The sequence below is a fragment of the Pseudomonas sp. NPDC096950 genome (assembly GCF_044762525.1).
Taxonomy (GTDB): domain Bacteria; phylum Pseudomonadota; class Gammaproteobacteria; order Pseudomonadales; family Pseudomonadaceae; genus Aquipseudomonas.
Window position 1 is genome coordinate 497 of record NZ_JBIWEL010000012.1, and the last position, 16,345, is coordinate 16,841.

Here is a 16,345-nt window from a genome sequence, read left to right on the forward strand (position 1 = left end):
ATCTCGACTTCCCGATCTCCGATAACCAAGAGATAAGGAACCTTGAGCAAAGTATGCTCGCGGATTTTAAAGCCGATCTTTTCATTTCTCAAGTCAGACTTGGCACGAAATCCGCTTTCGTTGAGAGTTTTTTCAACCTCAGCGGCGAAATCAGCCTGCTTGTCAGTGATATTCATGATCACTGCCTGGGTCGGAGCCAGCCACGCAGGGAACGCGCCCTCGTAGTGCTCGATCAGGATTCCGACAAACCGTTCGAAGGAGCCCAGGATCGCCCGGTGCAGCATAACCGGGTGCTTGCGACTGTTGTCTTCGGAGACGTATTCGGCTCCCAAACGGACAGGCAGATTAAAATCGAGCTGCAGGGTACCACACTGCCAGACGCGGCCGAGGCAATCTTTCAGCGAGAATTCGATCTTCGGACCGTAGAAAGCGCCTTCGCCCGGCTGCAAATCGTACGGCAAGCCAGCGCTATCAAGGGCTGCAGCCAAGGCTGCTTCGGCGCGATCCCACAATTCGTCGGAACCCACGCGTTTTTCCGGACGAGTGGACAGCTTCATCTCGACGTCTTTAAAGCCGAAGTCGGCGTAGACGTCCATGGTCAGCTTGATAAACGCAGCGGATTCAGCCTGCATCTGCTCTTCGGTGCAGAAGATATGGGCGTCGTCCTGAGTGAACGCACGCACACGCATGATGCCGTGCAATGCACCCGATGGCTCGTTACGGTGGCAAGCACCGAATTCGGCCAGGCGCATCGGCAGTTCGCGGTAGCTCTTCAGGCCTTGATTGAATACCTGCACGTGGCAAGGGCAGTTCATCGGCTTGATGGCGTAGTCGCGGTTTTCCGACTGCGTGGTGAACATGTTGTCGGCGTAGTTGGCCCAGTGCCCGGATTTCTCCCACAGGCTGCGGTCAACGACTTGCGGAGTCTTGATCTCCAGATAGCCGTTGTCACGCTGAACCTTGCGCATGTACTGCTCGAGCACCTGGTACAGGGTCCAGCCGTTCGGGTGCCAGAACACCATGCCCGGCGACTCTTCCTGGGTGTGGAACAGGCCCAGGCGCTTGCCGATCTTGCGGTGATCGCGCTTTTCAGCTTCTTCGATGCGCTGGATGTAAGCCGCCAGCTGCTTCTTGTCAGCCCAGGCAGTGCCGTAGACACGCTGCAATTGCTCGTTCTTGGCATCGCCACGCCAGTAGGCGCCGGACAACTTGGTCAACTTGAAGGATTTCAGGAAGCGGGTGTTCGGCACGTGCGGACCGCGGCACATGTCGACGTATTCTTCGTGATAGTACAGGCCCATGGCCTGTTCGTTCGGCATGTCCTCGACCAGGCGCAACTTGTAGTCTTCGCCACGGGCCTTGAACACTTCGATCACTTCGGCGCGCGGAGTGACTTTCTTGATCACGTCGTAATCTTTTTCGATCAGCTGCTGCATGCGCTGTTCGATGGCGGCCAGGTCGTCCGGAGTAAAAGGACGTTCGAAGGCGATGTCGTAATAGAAGCCTTCGTCGATGACCGGACCGATGACCATCTTGGCCGTCGGGTACAGCTGTTTGACCGCGTGGCCGACCAGGTGGGCGCAAGAGTGGCGAATGATCTCCAGCCCCTCTTCATCCTTTGGCGTAATGATTTGCAGCGAGGAATCGCTGTCGATGATGTCGCTGGCGTCGACCAGCTTGCCATTGACCTTGCCGGCCACGGTGGCTTTGGCCAGGCCAGCACCAATGGATGCGGCGACCTCGGCTACGGAAACCGGGTGATCGAATGAACGTTGACTGCCGTCGGGAAGAGTAATCGTTGGCATGGCGCCTCCTCTCCTAGTGGTGACCCCTACCAAAGGTCACGTGGGTTGGGATGAGCCAGTACAAGATCCGATCCAGGCCATTCAATAACGAACGCCTGCCTTACAGCGGCAGGAGCCTTGCGGCCAACCGGAAAACCGAACCAGAGTGACTGGGATTCAAATCAGGGTTATTCGCGCCTCTGCCGCTACCGGGACCAAACGTCATCCGGAGCCTGCAAAAGCCCGAGCGAGGCATGCTAGCACAGATGAACGGTCGTCGCGGTAGAGAGGTTTTCTGCTGGGGCAAATCAGGCGATTTTATGCCAGAGTGATGAACTTGAACCCCGCTTTACCCCTCAGATAACAAGACATTGACCCACAAGGAGCATCCCAGCATGCGTCTGAATCGTTTGTTCGCTGTAGTCGCCCCCATCGTCCTGCTGCTGCCACTGGCGGCCCATGCCGATTGGCCAAAGGGTGAGCGCGAGAAATACATGGCTCAGTGCACCCAGGCAGCCACCCCGCAGATTGGTGCTGCTGCCGCGAAGGCTCACTGTGCGTGCGGCGCCGACGCGATCAAATCGTACCCGGCCAGCGACATCCAGTCCTTGATGGACAACACCGCCAGTGATGCCCTGAAACAAAAGGCACTGACCCAGATTTCCTCCTGCAAAGCCGATAACAAAGCGAAAAAATAAGCCCGAAAGGACGCTTTGAAGGCCCCTACAGCCAATGAAAAGCCTCCAAAAAGCGCTTTTTCGTACAATTTATGCAGGTTTTACAGCTTTTTTTATCGTCTTTACTTTCGGCTGAAAGCCTTTTAGAACGGGGCTTTCAGCCGGATCAAACAGCAAAGAAAGCACGACTGTTTGGCAAACAACCCCTCTGGGGGGCTCCCAAACCGTACATTTCGACTATGATAGTCCCGTGTGCCCAGTTGGCCTGAGCAGCACAGTACTACTGAAAATATATGTTTCTTGGAGATACACCATGTCTAATCGCCAAACCGGCACCGTTAAATGGTTCAACGATGAAAAAGGCTTCGGCTTCATCACTCCTCAAGGTGGCGGTGACGACCTGTTCGTACACTTCAAAGCTATCGAAAGCGACGGTTTCAAAAGCCTGAAAGAAGGCCAAACCGTTTCCTTCGTGGCTGAGAAAGGCCAAAAGGGTATGCAAGCTGCACAAGTTCGCCCAGAGTAAGTTTCTGGCGCACTAAAAAAACCCCGTCCATGTGACGGGGTTTTTTATGGGCGAAACAAAAGCGGTCCGAAGATCAGCCGCAGTTGACGCGCGTGATCACCAGCTTGTCATCGGTGCTCAGGTTCAGGCGATCGGAGCGGTACTCCATGGTCACCATATCGTCAGGCTTGAGGATCCGGGCATTCTGCGCGCCTGCGCGAGTGCGCGCCTGCTCCAGCAGTTCTGGCGAGGCCCTTTTGCCGATGGTGAATTGCGCCGCTTCTGAATCACAACGGCTGTGGCCGGTGTCGGTCACCACAGGGTCCTTTGCTGCCGACTCGGTGGAGGGAGTGCTGCAACCGGCCAGCATGGCAACGGCCAACAAAGTACCCAATGACGCGAGCTTCCAAGGCATGAAGCCTCCTTTCAATAGTTAAGCTGAGTTCGTGCGACCGCCAATCCGGCCTTTGGTTTCACAGGCAGCGCTATCACCCTGCCCCTATCTGAACAATCAGCGAGTTTGCCTGAGGGCCGCCGCCTCGTTCACCACTCAATCGTGACTGAATATGAACAGCACTCAGTAGATGTCGATGTAGTCGAACGGTGGCGTCGGCCAGTTCTCTTTCAGCGCATTGAAGATCTGCATGACCCAGACCTCATCACTGGCGGCGACCAATCCCACGTAGCCCGAGCCCTTGGCCCACGTCTCCAGACGAAACAGCAGCCCACCGATATCGGTGCCGCCTACAACGCCCGATGAAATATAAGCGATGCCAGCCTTGGTCACCCGCAACTGAGTGTGCTCGTCGTCGCTGGCGGAGGCCAACAACTGGCGTACGGCCTCAAGGGTCAAACCGTCAGGGGTGTTCAAATCGATCTGCACAGCGCGGTCCTTGAAAATCCATCAAAGACCAAGTGTCGCATAGCCCTCCCCTCATGCCTAAGTCGGAGTGCGAAACGCCGCGCAAAATGGTTAACTCGGCACTCAGACTTTCCCGACTTCACGAGCGCCATCATGACCACCCTTAGCATCGACGCCGACATCAAAGCCAAGTGGGCGCAGGGCCATAGCTCTTACAGCCCCGGCAGCCCGGAAGAGCTGGCAATCATTGGAATCGATCTGCTGGTCAAGGAACTGGGAACGCAAGCCGCGCAATCGTTCATCGCCCAGGTATTCGAGAAATACCCGGCGGACTACCTCGGCGTGGTGGATTCAGGCAGGGAGTAAAAACCCGCAGGCTGGCACCTGCGGGTATACAGCTTACTTCAGACGAGCCAGACGCTGGGTCAGCAGGTCGAAGAAGCCCTGAGCATCGCCATTCTCGACCCAAAACGCATTCTTCGGTGCTTTCAGGCCGTCATACCAGTCGACGACGGTCTGGCCAAAGGTGATGCCTTCGCGGCTGTCGATCGCCACGTTGACCGAACGACCGGTGAACAGCTCCGGCCTCAGCAGGTAAGCGATGACGGTGGCGTCATGCACCGGACCGCCAGGGATGCCGTAGTGCTCCATGTCGCCCTTGACGTACTCATTGAGAATATCGCCCACGATCTTGCCGGCATTGTTGTTGAGCGCAGCAATCTGCTTCAGGCGCGCGTCGCTGGTGAGAATCTTGTGGGTCACGTCCAGCGGCAGGTAGGTCAGCTTCACGCCGCTCTTGAGCACCACTTCCGCAGCCTGCGGGTCGGCGAACAGGTTGAACTCGGCCACGGGGGTGATGTTGCCGCCATTGAAGTGCGCACCGCCCATGATCACCACTTCCTTGATGCCCTGGACGATTTCAGGTTCCTGGATCAGCGCGAGGGCCAGGTTGGTCTGCGGACCGAGCATGGCGATGGTGATGCTGTGAGGTTTGGCGGTTTTCAAGGCGTCGATCAGGTAATTGACCGCGTTACCTTTGGCCAGACCCTGCTTCGGCTCGTGCACGGTGACACCCGACAGGCCTTCCTTGCCATGGATGTTCTCGGCGTAGATCGGCGTGCGCATCAGCGGCTTCGGCGCGCCAGCGTAGACCGGCACGTCTTCGCGCCCTGCCCACTCACGGGCCAGCCGCGCGTTACGCGAAGTCTTGTCCAGACGCACGTTGCCCGCCACAGTGGTCAGCGCGCGAATGTTCAGCTCTTCCGGCGAAGCCAGGGCAAACAGCAACGCCACCACGTCGTCGGCACCGGGGTCAGTGTCGATGATCAAGTCGATCTTTTCCGCCGCCTGGGCGCTTGTTGCGGTAATCAGGGACAAAAGCAGCAGACTCCGGAACAGATGATGCAATTTCTGAGCATAGCGGTGCATAGCGCACTCCTTGTGCGTGGGAAAGCAAAAAGGGATACAGCGAGTTAGAACGTCACCCCGGACACCAGCACGATGTTGCAGTACGGCGAACATTCGCCTGTACGAACAATCGCGCGCGCCTGTCGGCTGAGGACTTTGAATTGCTCATGGCTGAGCAGATCACGGCGGCCCAGCGAGCCTTCGGCATTCAGCTCGTCCAGGGTCGTCAGGGCTGCCGGTTGCTTATCCAGGATCTCCTGGGCCAGCACATGACTTTCGATCTGCATTTCGCTGAGCACCACCTTCAAGGTGCTGACGAAATCCGGAATGCCGTGGGTCAGGGCCAAGTCGATCAGTTCAACGCCCGGCGGCACAGGCAGGCCGGCATCGCCGATTACCACCATGTCGCCATGGCCCAGGGATGCGATCAGTCGCGACAGCGCGACGTTGAGCAAAGGTGTCTTTTTCATGGTGTCTTAAAGGCCTGTACTTCGGACAAGGTAGGAATCGAAGGTTGGGCTCCCGCACGGGTGACCGAGAGCGCCGCAGCGACCTGACCAAAGCGGATCGCCTCGGCCTCGGTTTTGCCGGACGCCAACGCCGCAGCGAAACCACCGACAAAGGTGTCACCCGCCGCCGTCGTATCAACCGCCTTCACGGTCGGCGCCGGGAAATGCTCGAAGCCCGTGCCGTTGGCAAACAGCGAGCCTTGGGCACCCAGGGTGATGATCACTTTTCCGGCGCCCATGGCGATCAATCGGGTCGCGGCGGTTTCGGCGGTGTCCAGGGAATCCACCGGCAATCCACTCAGGGCCGAGGCTTCGCTTTCGTTGGGGATCAGGTAATCGATGGACGCATACCAATCCGCCGGCAGCGGACGACTGGCCGGCGCCGGATTGAGAATCACAGTCTTGCCCAGTTCACGACCGCGCTTGAGCGCATGGCCGACCGTGGCATCCGGCACTTCCAGCTGACAAATGATCACGTCCGCCGCTTGCAACACCACGTCGAAACGGTCGATCACTTCAGGCGTCAATGCACCGTTGGCACCGGCGACAATCACGATCGCGTTCTGGCTGTTGTCATCGACCACGATCAAGGCCACGCCGCTGGCGCCATCGACGATGCTGACCGCCTGGCAATCAATCTGCTCGGCCAATAACGCCCCGCGCAGTTCCTGGCCATAGGCATCGGTGCCGACACAGCCGACCATCGACACCTGGGCGCCCAGTCGCGCGGCGGCCACGGCCTGGTTCGCACCCTTGCCGCCGGATACCGTGGCAAAAGACTGACCGATCAGCGTTTCACCGCCACGGGGCAGCCGTGGCGCCCGGGTCACCAGGTCCATGTTCAGGCTGCCTATTACCACTACTTTTGCTGGCATACGTCACTACTCATTAATTCGGTTTTTGCGGTGCTTTCAGCGGAATTCGGAGAAGACGCCGGCCAGCGGCGCAGTCGATTCTCGCAAGACAATGCTGGGTGTCACGATGCGTTGATCGGTGGCCAGGCCCGGCGTGGCAATCCGGCGCAACAAGACTTCGGCAGCCATCTCACCCAGCTGCAGGATCGACTGGCCCACGGTGGTCAGCGCCGGGTAGACATAACGACTCATCTGGATGTCATCGAAGCCGATCACCGACAACTCGGCGGGTACGCGAATGTTGCGCTCGGCGGCCGCTCGCAGCACACCGATGCCGATCATGTCGTTACCGGCGAAAATCGCGCTGGGCGGGTTCTTTTCCAGCAGGATCGCGGCGGCACTGTAACCGCCGGTGCTGGTGAAGTCGCTTTCCAGCATGCGCTCGCGGGGCACTTCGACGCCCGCCTCTTTCAGCGCCCGGCAATAACCGGCCAGACGCATTTGCGCCACGCTGGTGTCCGCCGGCCCGCCAATGGTGGCGATGTCCCGATGCCCCAGTTCCAGCAAATGCCGAGTCGCCAGGTAGGCGCCGTATTCGTGGTCGATGCGCACCAGGTCGGCATTCACGCCTTCCAGCCCACGGTCGACAATCACCATCGGTGTGCGCACGCCGGCCAGGCCTTCAGCGAGCACGGCATCACCGCCGGCCGAGGCCACGATCAAGCCGTCGATGCGTTTTTCCAGCAGCACCCTTAAATAGCTGCGTTGCTTGTCCGGGTTGTCATCGGAGTTGCAAAGGATCACGCAATAGCCGTTACGCTCGCAGTAATCCTCGATGCCCCGAGCCAATTCGGCGAAGTACGGGTTGAGGCTGTTAGGCACCAGCAAACCGATGGTCGCCGTGGTTTTGGCTTTCAACGAACGCGCGACGGCGCTGGGTACGTAATCGAGGCTTTTGATCGCTGCCTCGACTTTTACCCGCACTTCTTCACTGACCGGCCGCGTCTTGTTCACCACGTGGGACACGGTGGTGTAGGAAATTCCTGCAAGTGCCGCCACATCCTTGATCGTTGCCATGAATCAGGTCCGCCGGCTTGCGCGCTGACTGCGATAAGTATCCAGCACCACCGCCACCACGATAACCGCACCGGTGATGATGCGCTTGGTTGGTTCGGTCGCGCCGATCTGCGCCAGACCGGCCGCCAATACCGAAATGATCAACACACCGAAGAACGTACTGATCACCGAACCACGGCCGCCCATCAGGCTGGTGCCGCCGATGACCACGGCAGCGATCACTTGCAGCTCCAGGCCGGAACCGGCATTCGGGTCCGCGGCTTCCAGACGGGAAATCTGGAACAGCGCAGCGATACCGGCCAACAGGCCCATCAGGCTGAACACCAGAATCTTGTAGGGTTTCGGATTGATCCCCGCCAGACGCACCGCTTCTTCGTTGGTGCCGATGCCAATCAGGTAGCGGCCGAACACGGTACGGGTCAGCACAGCCTGGGCAACGATGATGATCACGAAGGCAATGATGAACGATGGCGAAATGCCGAAGGCGATCGGGTTGGACAGCCAGGCGAAGGCATCACCGATGTAAGCCGTGCGCGAACCGGTCATCTGATACGCCAGGCCACGGGCCATTTCCAGCACGCCCAAGGACACGATGAACGACGGAATGCGCCAGGCCACGGTGATCGAACCGGTGATGGTCCCGGCCAATGCCGCCACCGCCATGCCCAGCAAGGCTGCCGGCAAGACACTCCAACCCCAGCCGAGAATCGCCACGCTGACCGCCGAAGCCGCGAGCGCCAGTACCGAGCCGACCGACAGATCGATGCCACCGATGATCAGCACGAAGGTCATGCCGACCGCCAGCACCATCAAATCCGGGATCTGGTTAGCCAGGGTACTGAAGGTGTCGTACGACAGGAAATGGCTGCTCAGGGCCGAGAACAGCGCGACCATCGCCAGCAAGGCACCGGCCAGGCCCAGGTAGGTGCCGAGGCCGTAAAAATTGCCACTACGTTTACCGGCAGACGTTGCAGTTTTCATGGAAGATCCCTAGGCGCTGCTTCGTTGAGCAACGCATCACGTTTTTGGTAGCCGGCAAAAGCGGCGGCAAGCAAATCATCCTGGGTCCAGCTGTCGCGCTCGAACGTGTCGATCAGGCGTCCCGCCGACAACACGCCGATCCGGTCGCAGATCAGCATCAGTTCCCGCAGGTCACTGGACACCACCACCAGCGCTTTGCCCTGGCGAGTCAGTTCGCCGAGCAAGGCATAGATGTCGAACTTGGCGCCGACGTCGATGCCGCGAGTCGGCTCGTCGAACAACATCACCGAACAATCGCGCTCCAGCCAACGGCCGATCACGACTTTCTGCTGGTTGCCGCCGGACAACTCGGACACCAGTTGCGTCGGGCTGGAACTGCGGATCCGCATAGCGTTGATCTGACGCTGGGCCAGGGCCATCTCGTCACCGTTGTTGACGACGCCCGCACTGGAAATCACCGGCATGTTGCCCAAGGCAATGTTGGCGCTGATCGACTGAGTCAGCAGCAGGCCTTCGCCCTTGCGGTCCTCGGTGATCAGGGCAATGCCGTGACCCACCGCGTCGGCCGGCGAACGAATGCTGACGACTTTAGCCGGCGAACCCAGCGCGACCGTGCCGCTGTCTGGCGTGTCGGCACCGAAGATCAGGCGCAGCAACTCGGTGCGCCCTGCCCCGATCAACCCGGAAATACCGTAGATCTCACCGGCGCGCACTTCGAAAGACACGTCGCGGACCTTGTCGGAACGGGTCAGGCCCTTGACCGTCAAGGCCGGCGCCCCGATGTTGCGCGGGCCCATGTCCATGTGTTCACCGAGCTCGCGGCCGACCATCAGGGTGACCAGTTGCTCGCTGTTGTAATTGGCCATCGGCTCGACGCAGACCAGGTTGCCGTCGCGCAATACCGCAATGCGCTGGGCCACCCGCGCCAGTTCTTCGAGGCGGTGGGAAATGTAGATGATCGACACGCCGCGAGCTTGCAGGCGAGTGATCTGTTCGAACAGCATCTCGACTTCCCGTGCCGTCAACATCGCAGTCGGTTCGTCGAGGATCAGCACATGGCAGTCGCCGATCAGGTTGCGGGCGATCTCGACCATTTGCTGGTGACCGATGCCCAGTTCGCCGACCAGTGTGTCCGGGTCGATTGCGTCGAGGCCAACCTGGGCCATCGCTTCGATCGCCGCCTTGCGCAGTTGTTTGCGGCTGATCCAGCCACCGCTGCTCGGCAGATTATCGAGAAACAGGTTTTCCGCCACCGACAGGGTCGGCAACAGATTGAGTTCTTGCATGACCATGCGGATGCCCAGGTCTTCAGCCTGGGTACGGCTGCCGGGGCGGTATTCCTTACCCTGGAATTGCATCTGGCCAGTGGTCGGTGTGACCAGCCCGCCGATGATCTTGGACAAGGTACTTTTGCCGGCGCCGTTCTCACCGGTCAGCGCCAGCACTTCACCGCGCATCAGCGTCAGGTCGATGCCGGTCAGGACCGGTTGGGCATAGGTCTTACCGATACCGCTGACCGAGAGGACAGCGTTCGGGGCGGAAACTGACATAAAAACTCTCCATGCGCTCGCCCGGACGGGCGAGCACCGTTGTGTCGCCAGAAGGACTACTTGGTAACCAGCTCTACCGGAGTTTCGATTACGCCGTTGGTACCGCTGTCGACTTTCTCGCCCTTGATGATTTTCAGCGCAGTCTCGATGCCGAACACGGCTTGCTTGGCGGCAAACTGGTCAGCGGTGGCCAGGACACGACCGTCCTTGAGCATTGGCTTGATGGCGTTGATGTTGTCGTAGCCGACCACTTGCACCTTGCCTGCCTTGCCGGCGGCACGGACGGCGGAAACTACGCCGACGGCCATGCTGTCGTTACCGGCCAGCAGGGCTTTGACGTCCGGATATTCGCTGAGAATCGAAGCGGCAACCTTGTTGCCTTTATCGATTTCCCAGTCACCGGATTGCACGGACACCACTTTGATGTTCGCGGCTTCCATCGCATCCTTGAAGCCCGCAGTACGTGCCTGGGCATTGGTGGTGGTGGACACGCCTTCAATGATGCCGACTTCGTCACCGGCCTTCAGTTGCTTGGCCAGGTACTCGCCGACCAGACGCGCGCCTTTGCGGTTGTCAGGACCTACGAACGGTACGGTGATGTTCTTGCTTTTGACGACAGCCGGATCGAGCTGGTTGTCGATGTTGATCACGGTAATACCGGCATCGACGGCTTTCTTGATCACCGGCACCATGGCCTTGGAGTCAGCCGGTGCGATGACCAGCGCATTGACCTTGGCCAGGATCATTTGCTCAACGATGCGGGTCTGGCCAGCGGTGTCCGTTTCGTCCTTGATGCCGTTGGAGATCAGGTCGAAATCGGCGGAATGGTCTTTCTGGTAGGCCTTGGCGCCGTCTTCCATGGTCAGGAAGAACTCGTTGGCCAGGGATTTCATGACCAGGGCGACTTTAGGTTTTTCAGTATCGGCGAACGCCGAAGAGAGAGGCAACGCGGCGGATGCGGCAGCCAGCATAGCGACAGCGAGAAGACGTCCAGCGAATGGCAGCTTCATGGGTTCACTCCGATCTTATGATTATTGTGAGCAACGCTTGCGCTGGCGTAGGCTACATGGCGTCCGCTGATGGAACGAACCATCGAGGGCGCCGCGCAAACGTTTGCGTAGACCGAACTATGCGAACCCTGCCGGGATTTGTCAACGAGCAGAATCGACCATTTTGTGTACTCGCTGGCAAAAGCCGGCATTGGTCTTATGCCGTGGTATTGACCACCGAACCGGTGCTGGCACCCTTGGATAACTCTTTCAGCAGAGCCGCTGACACTTCCAGCAGCGCGCCGTTGGTTTGCGCGATCTGCCCTTGAATCGCCATGACCGCCGTCGATTTGGCTTCCGGTGTCGGATACGACGCCGCTTGAGCCTGGGCCAATTGTTGCTGTTGCTCGCGCAGTTGCTGTTGCAGTTCTTGCATGCGCTTGAGCAGGATTTTCACCGCCACGCTCTGGTTGCTAACGGCCTCGTCTGCGGCTTTTGCATCGGCGTTTTTATCCAGCCCTACAGGACCGGTCTTGACTACCTTGCCGTCGTCTTCTTTAGTGCCCAACGCTTTGGCTGCCTCAGCCTCCGTGGCATCGTTCAATGCACGGATCGTGGCAGCGGATTTGCCGCCAATGGTGACGCCTGCGGCATTCGGAATACCGACCGATAACGACATGTGAGCTCCTGAAAATAAAGGTCCTTTAAAGAAACATCGACTTGAACGCCATTTTCTTTAGCACCGATTCGAAATTCAGCAAGGCGATTTACTCAGCAAAGTTCGTAGTACTTTTCGGAGAACCGAACACAGACCCTCAACGTGTTCGGAAAGCCGGACAACGTACTGCCCCTCTTTGCTGTTATCTAAACAAATACTGATATAAATCATTAGCTTAAAAGTTTCTCTCACACACCGTATGGCTGGTACAGATCCTGCTCCCTCTTGTGCACCCCAGGCGTTCAGATCGGCCGGGGGCGTATCTAGATGAACCTGCATCAGCACCGTCACTACTAGAGAGAAAATAATGAAATCTGCATTCAACACCTTTATTCCGGGCGCTTTGGCCCTCCTGCTGCTCCTGCCCACCGCCCTCCAGGCGAAAGAAGTCGAAACCCAACAGAAACTGGCTAACGTGGTGATCCTGGCCACCGGCGGCACCATCGCCGGCGCTGGCGCCAGTGCGGCCAACAGCGCCACTTATCAGGCTGCCAAAGTCGGTATCGAGCAGCTGATCGCCGGCGTGCCGGAACTCAGCCAATTGGCTAACGTGCGTGGCGAACAAGTCATGCAGATTGCTTCCGAAAGCATCACCAACGACAACCTGTTGCAACTCGGTCGTCGCGTGGCGGAATTGGCCGACAGCAAAGACGTCGATGGCATCGTCATCACCCACGGCACCGACACCCTGGAAGAAACCGCCTACTTCCTGAACCTGGTGGAAAAAACCGACAAGCCGATCATCGTGGTCGGCTCCATGCGTCCGGGCACCGCGATGTCCGCCGACGGCATGCTCAACCTGTACAACGCCGTGGCCGTAGCCAGCAGCAAAGAAGCGCGCGGCAAAGGTGTGCTGGTGACCATGAACGACGAAATCCAGTCCGGTCGCGACGTCAGCAAAATGATCAACATCAAGACCGAGGCCTTCAAAAGTGCCTGGGGTCCGCTGGGCATGGTGGTCGAAGGCAAATCCTACTGGTTCCGCCTGCCGGCCAAGCGCCACACCATGGACTCGGAATTCGACATCAAAAACATCAAGAGCCTGCCTGATGTAGAAATCGCCTATTCCTACGGCAACGTCAGCGACACTGCCTACAAAGCCCTGGCGCAATCGGGCGCCAAAGCAATCATCCACGCCGGCACCGGTAATGGTTCGGTGTCTTCCCGCGTGGTGCCAACCCTGCAAGCCCTGCGCAAGGATGGCGTGCAAATCATCCGTTCGTCCCACGTCAACGCCGGCGGTTTTGTCCTGCGTAACGCCGAACAGCCTGACGACAAGTACGACTGGGTCGTGGCGCATGACCTGAACCCACAGAAGGCGCGCATCCTGGCGATGGTCGCACTGACCAAGACCAACGACAGCAAAGAGCTGCAACGGATGTTCTGGGAATACTGATCCGCCCTCGCCCGACCGGTTCCGGTCGGGCACCGCTTACGCCACTCTTCCGCTCTGGTGAGTGGCCGTTTCCTACAGAAAGACTCCAACCGCCTTACATCAAACGGGAAAAACCACTGTCAGAGGATTTTCTTGAATTTTAAGCAGTTGCGAAAATGCTTACAGTTAAATACTGTATGCCCGTACAGCTTAATAAGGATAATTCCGTGGCCAACACTTCCGCCTCCCCTGACTCCTATCAACGCATGGGCGTTCGCGTTCAAAAAATCATCAATTCCCAAAGTGCCCAGAAAGCCAAAGCGGCCCTGATCTTTCGCCTGCCGGACGAACCGGTGGACGAATGGGAACAGCTGCTCGAAGAAATCGACGAGAACGATAACGTCACCCTCGCCTACCGCGACGATGGCGGCGTGCAGATTTTCTGGGTTGTGCCGAAGGAAGATTGAGTCAATGAGTGTCCGCTGTTTCGCTTTGCTGTTTCTGTTCATTGCCATGGGCGCCCAGGCCGGCGCCCCGCGCACCTTCAACGAAGCCAAGAAAGTCGCCTGGAAACTCTACGCACCGCAATCCACCGAGTTTTATTGCGGCTGCAAATACACCGGTAACAAAGTCGACCTCGCGGCCTGTGGTTATGTGCCGCGTAAGAGTGCCAAGCGGGCTGCGCGAATCGAATGGGAACACATTGTCCCGGCCTGGCAGATCGGCCATCAGCGCCAATGCTGGCAATCAGGTGGACGTAAGAACTGCACCCGCTACGACCCGGTCTATCAGAAAGCCGAGGCCGACTTGCACAACCTGGTGCCAAGCATCGGCGAGGTGAACGGCGACCGTAGCAATTTCAGTTTTGGCTGGTTGCCGGTGCAATCGGGTCAATACGGTTCGTGCCTGACCCAGGTCGACTTCAAGGCGAAAAAGGTCATGCCCCGCCCGTCGATTCGCGGGATGATCGCGCGGACGTATTTCTACATGAGCAAGCAATACGGGTTGAAGCTGTCCAGGCAGGACCGCCAACTGTATGAAGCCTGGAACAAGACTTATCCGGTGCAAACCTGGGAGCGCCAGCGCAATCAGAGCGTGGCGTGTGTGATGGGACGCGGCAACGAGTTTGTCGGCCCGGTGGACATGAAAGCCTGCGGTTGAATACCTGCTGAAAACACAAAGGCCTCGGGCATTTAAACCCGAGGCCTTTGTTCGTTCTAACCGCCGATTTTGTTGTAGCGCCAGTAGCCCATCAGGTTGAGCGACTCCCGGGGAATGCCGCGTTCCTTGATCAAGTACTTGCGCAGGCTCATCACTGCGACCGCTTCCCCGGCGATCCAGCCATAGAAACCATCGCTGGCTGACTCGGAGGTTTCCCAGAGGATCTCCTCGTCCACGTTCACTTCCGCCAGCTCCACAGCTTCATGCGCTTTCGAAGCAAATGACGGCAGATTCGCCCGCTGGACCGCCTCGACCATCAGCGAGCCTGCACTGGCATGGTCGCGAATCAGCCACTCAACCGAAAGCCCCGGCCAGTCAGGCACTGGTAGCGCATCGTCTCGACTGTCGACTTCAAAAAAAACCTGGGTCAGCGGCGGCTTTTTCATGGCTGCCAGTTCATCGAGAATTCCAAGCGCTGCGGGCAACGCCGTTCCATCAGCGACCAGTAACAGTTGTTTAAGTGCTTGAGGTGGCTTCCATTCAAAACCGCCCGCGTCCTGTGCGGAGAAACGCCGATCCGGCGCCCTGATCTGGATCGATTCGCCTGGCACCGCACGAATGGCCCAACGGGAGGCCGGCCCCGTTTCACCGTGCAACACAAAGTCGATGTCCACTTCGCCCTGCTCGGCGCGCAAGTGGCGGATGGTGTAAGTGCGCATTGGAGGGCGCTGGGCGGTTGCCATTGAACGATAGCGGGCAAGCCAGTCATCCTCATGGGCAAGCCTGGCGGGCGAGCCATCCTCGGCGGGAAAGAACAGTTTCACCCGTTGATCCGGCGCCCAGGTGGCCATCTCGGTGACCATCGGCCCGGCCAGGGTGACGCGCATCATATGCGGGCTCAGGGTCTGCTTGCGCCGCAACACTGCATCGAACATTTTGTAAGGATTGGCGGAGGCCATTGGGGGAGCTCCTTCTGGGAATCGACAGTGACTACGTTTAAATACGAGTCACCGTGGACACCCTTTAGGATTCCCCGCTGAACGGCGCCTGAACCGTTACGCGATTACTGAGCTGCCGGACGCTCGATGATCAGCGATTCGATGTTCATCTTTTTCGCCCGGGTCAGGGCCGCGTTCAAGTCAGCCTGCCTGGCTTCGGCTTCGGCTTTGGAAGCGAACGGCCCGAGCAGGATCCGGTCCTTGCCGTTTTCCCGGACCACGTTGGAAACGAAGCTGTGCTCGATCAACCAGCCGCTCAAGTCGCTGACCGCCTGGGTTGTTTCGCCCCGCACCTCGAGATCCCATTGCGGACCCGTTGCCACAGCGGGGGCTGTTGCCGGCGCGGAAACAGTCGCAGAAGGCGTCTTTTGAGCGCTCGCATCCTTTCCTTCACCGCATCCTGCCAACGCCAATACTGCGATTACCAAGGCCATTTTGCGCACAACGTTTCCCTCTGAATGCTGAAAGCGCGGATTTTAGCATTCATGAATACTTCCCGAGTGCCGCAAAATGGGCACAAAACAACGAGAATCATGGTTGCGGCCTCTGTATAGTTACGCCTTGGGAATTAATGCAGCATCTGCGCGTCAGAAAGAGGCACCCAAACCGTGAGACTTCGCACTAATCTATAACTACACCGACCTCTGCACTGTCTGAATCAGGTGCCCTACAAGCAATCAAGGAGAAGACCATGCTGATACTCACCCGCAAAGTCGGTGAAAGCATAAACATCGGTGATGACATCACTATCACCATCCTGGGCGTTAGCGGCCAGCAAGTCCGAATTGGCATCAACGCCCCGAAAGACGTTGCCGTGCATCGCGAAGAGATCTATCAGCGCATTCAGGCCGGGCTGACCGCTCCAGACAAGCCGCAACCCTGAATCCTGCTGCAGTCA

General features: G+C 58.5%; 20 protein-coding genes. 7 read left to right on the top strand and 13 right to left on the bottom strand.

Annotation, left to right across the window (positions count from 1 at the left end; genetic code table 11):
• On the bottom strand, window positions 1-1,805 hold a 1,805-nt coding region (gene thrS, locus ACIQY3_RS18700; protein WP_403022029.1), incomplete at its 3' end, for a threonine--tRNA ligase.
• A gap of 374 nt (window positions 1,806-2,179) precedes the next feature.
• Between thrS and ACIQY3_RS18705 the strand changes: the two genes are divergently transcribed.
• Both ACIQY3_RS18705 and ACIQY3_RS18710 read left to right on the top strand, forming a co-directional pair.
• The gene (locus ACIQY3_RS18705) at window positions 2,180-2,482 is read left to right on the top strand and encodes a hypothetical protein (protein WP_403022031.1); all 303 of its coding nucleotides are present in this window, start codon (window positions 2,180-2,182) and stop codon (window positions 2,480-2,482) included.
• A 292-nt stretch (window positions 2,483-2,774) separates the two neighbouring features.
• Window positions 2,775-2,987, top strand: a complete 213-nt coding sequence (locus tag ACIQY3_RS18710; RefSeq protein ID WP_003179963.1) for a cold-shock protein — start codon at window positions 2,775-2,777, stop codon at window positions 2,985-2,987.
• 73 nt (window positions 2,988-3,060) lie between these two features.
• On the opposite strand, the gene ACIQY3_RS18715 is transcribed toward ACIQY3_RS18710, so the two are convergent.
• Window positions 3,061-3,381, bottom strand: coding sequence for an I78 family peptidase inhibitor (locus tag ACIQY3_RS18715; protein WP_403022033.1), 321 nt, complete (start codon window positions 3,379-3,381; stop codon window positions 3,061-3,063).
• A gap of 162 nt (window positions 3,382-3,543) precedes the next feature.
• Window positions 3,544-3,849 (bottom strand): hypothetical protein, encoded by a 306-nt coding sequence (locus ACIQY3_RS18720; protein ID WP_054053050.1) that lies wholly within the window; start codon window positions 3,847-3,849, stop codon window positions 3,544-3,546.
• A 132-nt stretch (window positions 3,850-3,981) separates the two neighbouring features.
• Between ACIQY3_RS18720 and ACIQY3_RS18725 the strand changes: the two genes are divergently transcribed.
• Window positions 3,982-4,194 (top strand): hypothetical protein, encoded by a 213-nt coding sequence (locus ACIQY3_RS18725; RefSeq protein ID WP_054053047.1) that lies wholly within the window; start codon window positions 3,982-3,984, stop codon window positions 4,192-4,194.
• Window positions 4,195-4,227: 33 nt separating this feature from the next.
• Here the strand turns inward: ACIQY3_RS18725 and ACIQY3_RS18730 are convergent, their stop codons facing one another.
• The 8 genes from ACIQY3_RS18730 to ACIQY3_RS18765 all read right to left on the bottom strand — a co-directional run bounded on the left by ACIQY3_RS18730 (window position 4,228) and on the right by ACIQY3_RS18765 (window position 11,874).
• On the bottom strand, window positions 4,228-5,256 hold the full coding sequence (locus ACIQY3_RS18730) for a nucleoside hydrolase (protein WP_403022036.1): 1,029 nt from the start codon (window positions 5,254-5,256) through the stop codon (window positions 4,228-4,230).
• A 44-nt stretch (window positions 5,257-5,300) separates the two neighbouring features.
• On the bottom strand, window positions 5,301-5,705 hold the full coding sequence (gene rbsD, locus ACIQY3_RS18735; protein ID WP_403022038.1) for a D-ribose pyranase: 405 nt from the start codon (window positions 5,703-5,705) through the stop codon (window positions 5,301-5,303).
• On the bottom strand, window positions 5,702-6,619 hold the full coding sequence (gene rbsK, locus ACIQY3_RS18740) for a ribokinase (RefSeq protein ID WP_403022040.1): 918 nt from the start codon (window positions 6,617-6,619) through the stop codon (window positions 5,702-5,704). The genes rbsD and rbsK overlap by 4 nt, the downstream gene beginning before the upstream one ends.
• Window positions 6,620-6,655: 36 nt before the next feature.
• Window positions 6,656-7,675 (bottom strand): LacI family DNA-binding transcriptional regulator, encoded by a 1,020-nt coding sequence (locus ACIQY3_RS18745; protein WP_403022042.1) that lies wholly within the window; start codon window positions 7,673-7,675, stop codon window positions 6,656-6,658.
• A gap of 3 nt (window positions 7,676-7,678) precedes the next feature.
• On the bottom strand, window positions 7,679-8,656 hold the full coding sequence (locus ACIQY3_RS18750) for an ABC transporter permease (RefSeq protein WP_403022044.1): 978 nt from the start codon (window positions 8,654-8,656) through the stop codon (window positions 7,679-7,681).
• The gene (locus ACIQY3_RS18755) at window positions 8,653-10,206 is read right to left on the bottom strand and encodes a sugar ABC transporter ATP-binding protein (protein ID WP_403022046.1); all 1,554 of its coding nucleotides are present in this window, start codon (window positions 10,204-10,206) and stop codon (window positions 8,653-8,655) included. The genes ACIQY3_RS18750 and ACIQY3_RS18755 overlap by 4 nt, the downstream gene beginning before the upstream one ends.
• A 56-nt stretch (window positions 10,207-10,262) precedes the next feature.
• On the bottom strand, window positions 10,263-11,216 hold the full coding sequence (locus ACIQY3_RS18760; protein WP_213936731.1) for a sugar ABC transporter substrate-binding protein: 954 nt from the start codon (window positions 11,214-11,216) through the stop codon (window positions 10,263-10,265).
• Window positions 11,217-11,412: 196 nt separating this feature from the next.
• Window positions 11,413-11,874: a hypothetical protein gene (locus ACIQY3_RS18765; protein WP_403022048.1), complete on the bottom strand. Its 462-nt coding sequence runs from the start codon at window positions 11,872-11,874 to the stop codon at window positions 11,413-11,415.
• Between the two features lie 346 nt (window positions 11,875-12,220).
• On the opposite strand from ACIQY3_RS18765, the gene ACIQY3_RS18770 reads away from it, so the two are divergent.
• The 3 genes from ACIQY3_RS18770 to ACIQY3_RS18780 all read left to right on the top strand — a co-directional run bounded on the left by ACIQY3_RS18770 (window position 12,221) and on the right by ACIQY3_RS18780 (window position 14,449).
• Entirely contained in the window at window positions 12,221-13,309 is a 1,089-nt protein-coding gene (locus ACIQY3_RS18770; protein ID WP_403022050.1) for an asparaginase, read from the top strand.
• 155 nt (window positions 13,310-13,464) lie between these two features.
• A complete protein-coding gene (locus ACIQY3_RS18775; protein WP_403022052.1) occupies window positions 13,465-13,755 on the top strand; it encodes a DUF1654 domain-containing protein in 291 nt (96 codons plus the stop codon).
• 4 nt (window positions 13,756-13,759) lie between these two features.
• Window positions 13,760-14,449 (top strand): endonuclease, encoded by a 690-nt coding sequence (locus ACIQY3_RS18780; protein WP_403022054.1) that lies wholly within the window; start codon window positions 13,760-13,762, stop codon window positions 14,447-14,449.
• Between the two features lie 56 nt (window positions 14,450-14,505).
• On the opposite strand, the gene ACIQY3_RS18785 is transcribed toward ACIQY3_RS18780, so the two are convergent.
• Together ACIQY3_RS18785 and ACIQY3_RS18790 are read right to left on the bottom strand one after the other, a co-directional pair.
• A complete protein-coding gene (locus tag ACIQY3_RS18785) occupies window positions 14,506-15,408 on the bottom strand; it encodes a siderophore-interacting protein (RefSeq protein WP_403022056.1) in 903 nt (300 codons plus the stop codon).
• A 104-nt stretch (window positions 15,409-15,512) separates the two neighbouring features.
• Entirely contained in the window at window positions 15,513-15,890 is a 378-nt protein-coding gene (locus ACIQY3_RS18790) for a hypothetical protein (protein WP_054053023.1), read from the bottom strand.
• A gap of 248 nt (window positions 15,891-16,138) precedes the next feature.
• Between ACIQY3_RS18790 and csrA the strand changes: the two genes are divergently transcribed.
• Window positions 16,139-16,330 carry a carbon storage regulator CsrA gene (gene csrA, locus ACIQY3_RS18795; protein WP_017337657.1) on the top strand — a complete coding sequence of 64 codons (192 nt, stop codon included), beginning with the start codon at window positions 16,139-16,141 and terminating at the stop codon, window positions 16,328-16,330.
• The last annotated feature ends 15 nt before the right edge of the window (window positions 16,331-16,345 follow it).

Excerpts from the sequence above, each read along its gene's own strand:
- ACIQY3_RS18725 (WP_054053047.1), top strand. The coding sequence starts at position 3,982 with ATGACCACCCTTAGCATCGACGCCGACATCAAAGCCAAGTGGGCGCAG.
- ACIQY3_RS18785 (WP_403022056.1), bottom strand. The coding sequence starts at position 15,408 with ATGGCCTCCGCCAATCCTTACAAAATGTTCGATGCAGTGTTGCGGCGC.
- ACIQY3_RS18715 (WP_403022033.1), bottom strand. The coding sequence starts at position 3,381 with ATGCCTTGGAAGCTCGCGTCATTGGGTACTTTGTTGGCCGTTGCCATG.
- ACIQY3_RS18710 (WP_003179963.1), top strand. The coding sequence starts at position 2,775 with ATGTCTAATCGCCAAACCGGCACCGTTAAATGGTTCAACGATGAAAAA.
- ACIQY3_RS18770 (WP_403022050.1), top strand. The coding sequence starts at position 12,221 with ATGAAATCTGCATTCAACACCTTTATTCCGGGCGCTTTGGCCCTCCTG.
- ACIQY3_RS18780 (WP_403022054.1), top strand. The coding sequence starts at position 13,760 with ATGAGTGTCCGCTGTTTCGCTTTGCTGTTTCTGTTCATTGCCATGGGC.
- ACIQY3_RS18760 (WP_213936731.1), bottom strand. The coding sequence starts at position 11,216 with ATGAAGCTGCCATTCGCTGGACGTCTTCTCGCTGTCGCTATGCTGGCT.
- rbsD (WP_403022038.1), bottom strand. The coding sequence starts at position 5,705 with ATGAAAAAGACACCTTTGCTCAACGTCGCGCTGTCGCGACTGATCGCA.
- ACIQY3_RS18765 (WP_403022048.1), bottom strand. The coding sequence starts at position 11,874 with ATGTCGTTATCGGTCGGTATTCCGAATGCCGCAGGCGTCACCATTGGC.
- ACIQY3_RS18705 (WP_403022031.1), top strand. The coding sequence starts at position 2,180 with ATGCGTCTGAATCGTTTGTTCGCTGTAGTCGCCCCCATCGTCCTGCTG.
- ACIQY3_RS18775 (WP_403022052.1), top strand. The coding sequence starts at position 13,465 with ATGCTTACAGTTAAATACTGTATGCCCGTACAGCTTAATAAGGATAAT.
- csrA (WP_017337657.1), top strand. The coding sequence starts at position 16,139 with ATGCTGATACTCACCCGCAAAGTCGGTGAAAGCATAAACATCGGTGAT.
- ACIQY3_RS18730 (WP_403022036.1), bottom strand. The coding sequence starts at position 5,256 with ATGCACCGCTATGCTCAGAAATTGCATCATCTGTTCCGGAGTCTGCTG.
- ACIQY3_RS18750 (WP_403022044.1), bottom strand. The coding sequence starts at position 8,656 with ATGAAAACTGCAACGTCTGCCGGTAAACGTAGTGGCAATTTTTACGGC.
- ACIQY3_RS18755 (WP_403022046.1), bottom strand. The coding sequence starts at position 10,206 with ATGTCAGTTTCCGCCCCGAACGCTGTCCTCTCGGTCAGCGGTATCGGT.
- ACIQY3_RS18745 (WP_403022042.1), bottom strand. The coding sequence starts at position 7,675 with ATGGCAACGATCAAGGATGTGGCGGCACTTGCAGGAATTTCCTACACC.
- rbsK (WP_403022040.1), bottom strand. The coding sequence starts at position 6,619 with ATGCCAGCAAAAGTAGTGGTAATAGGCAGCCTGAACATGGACCTGGTG.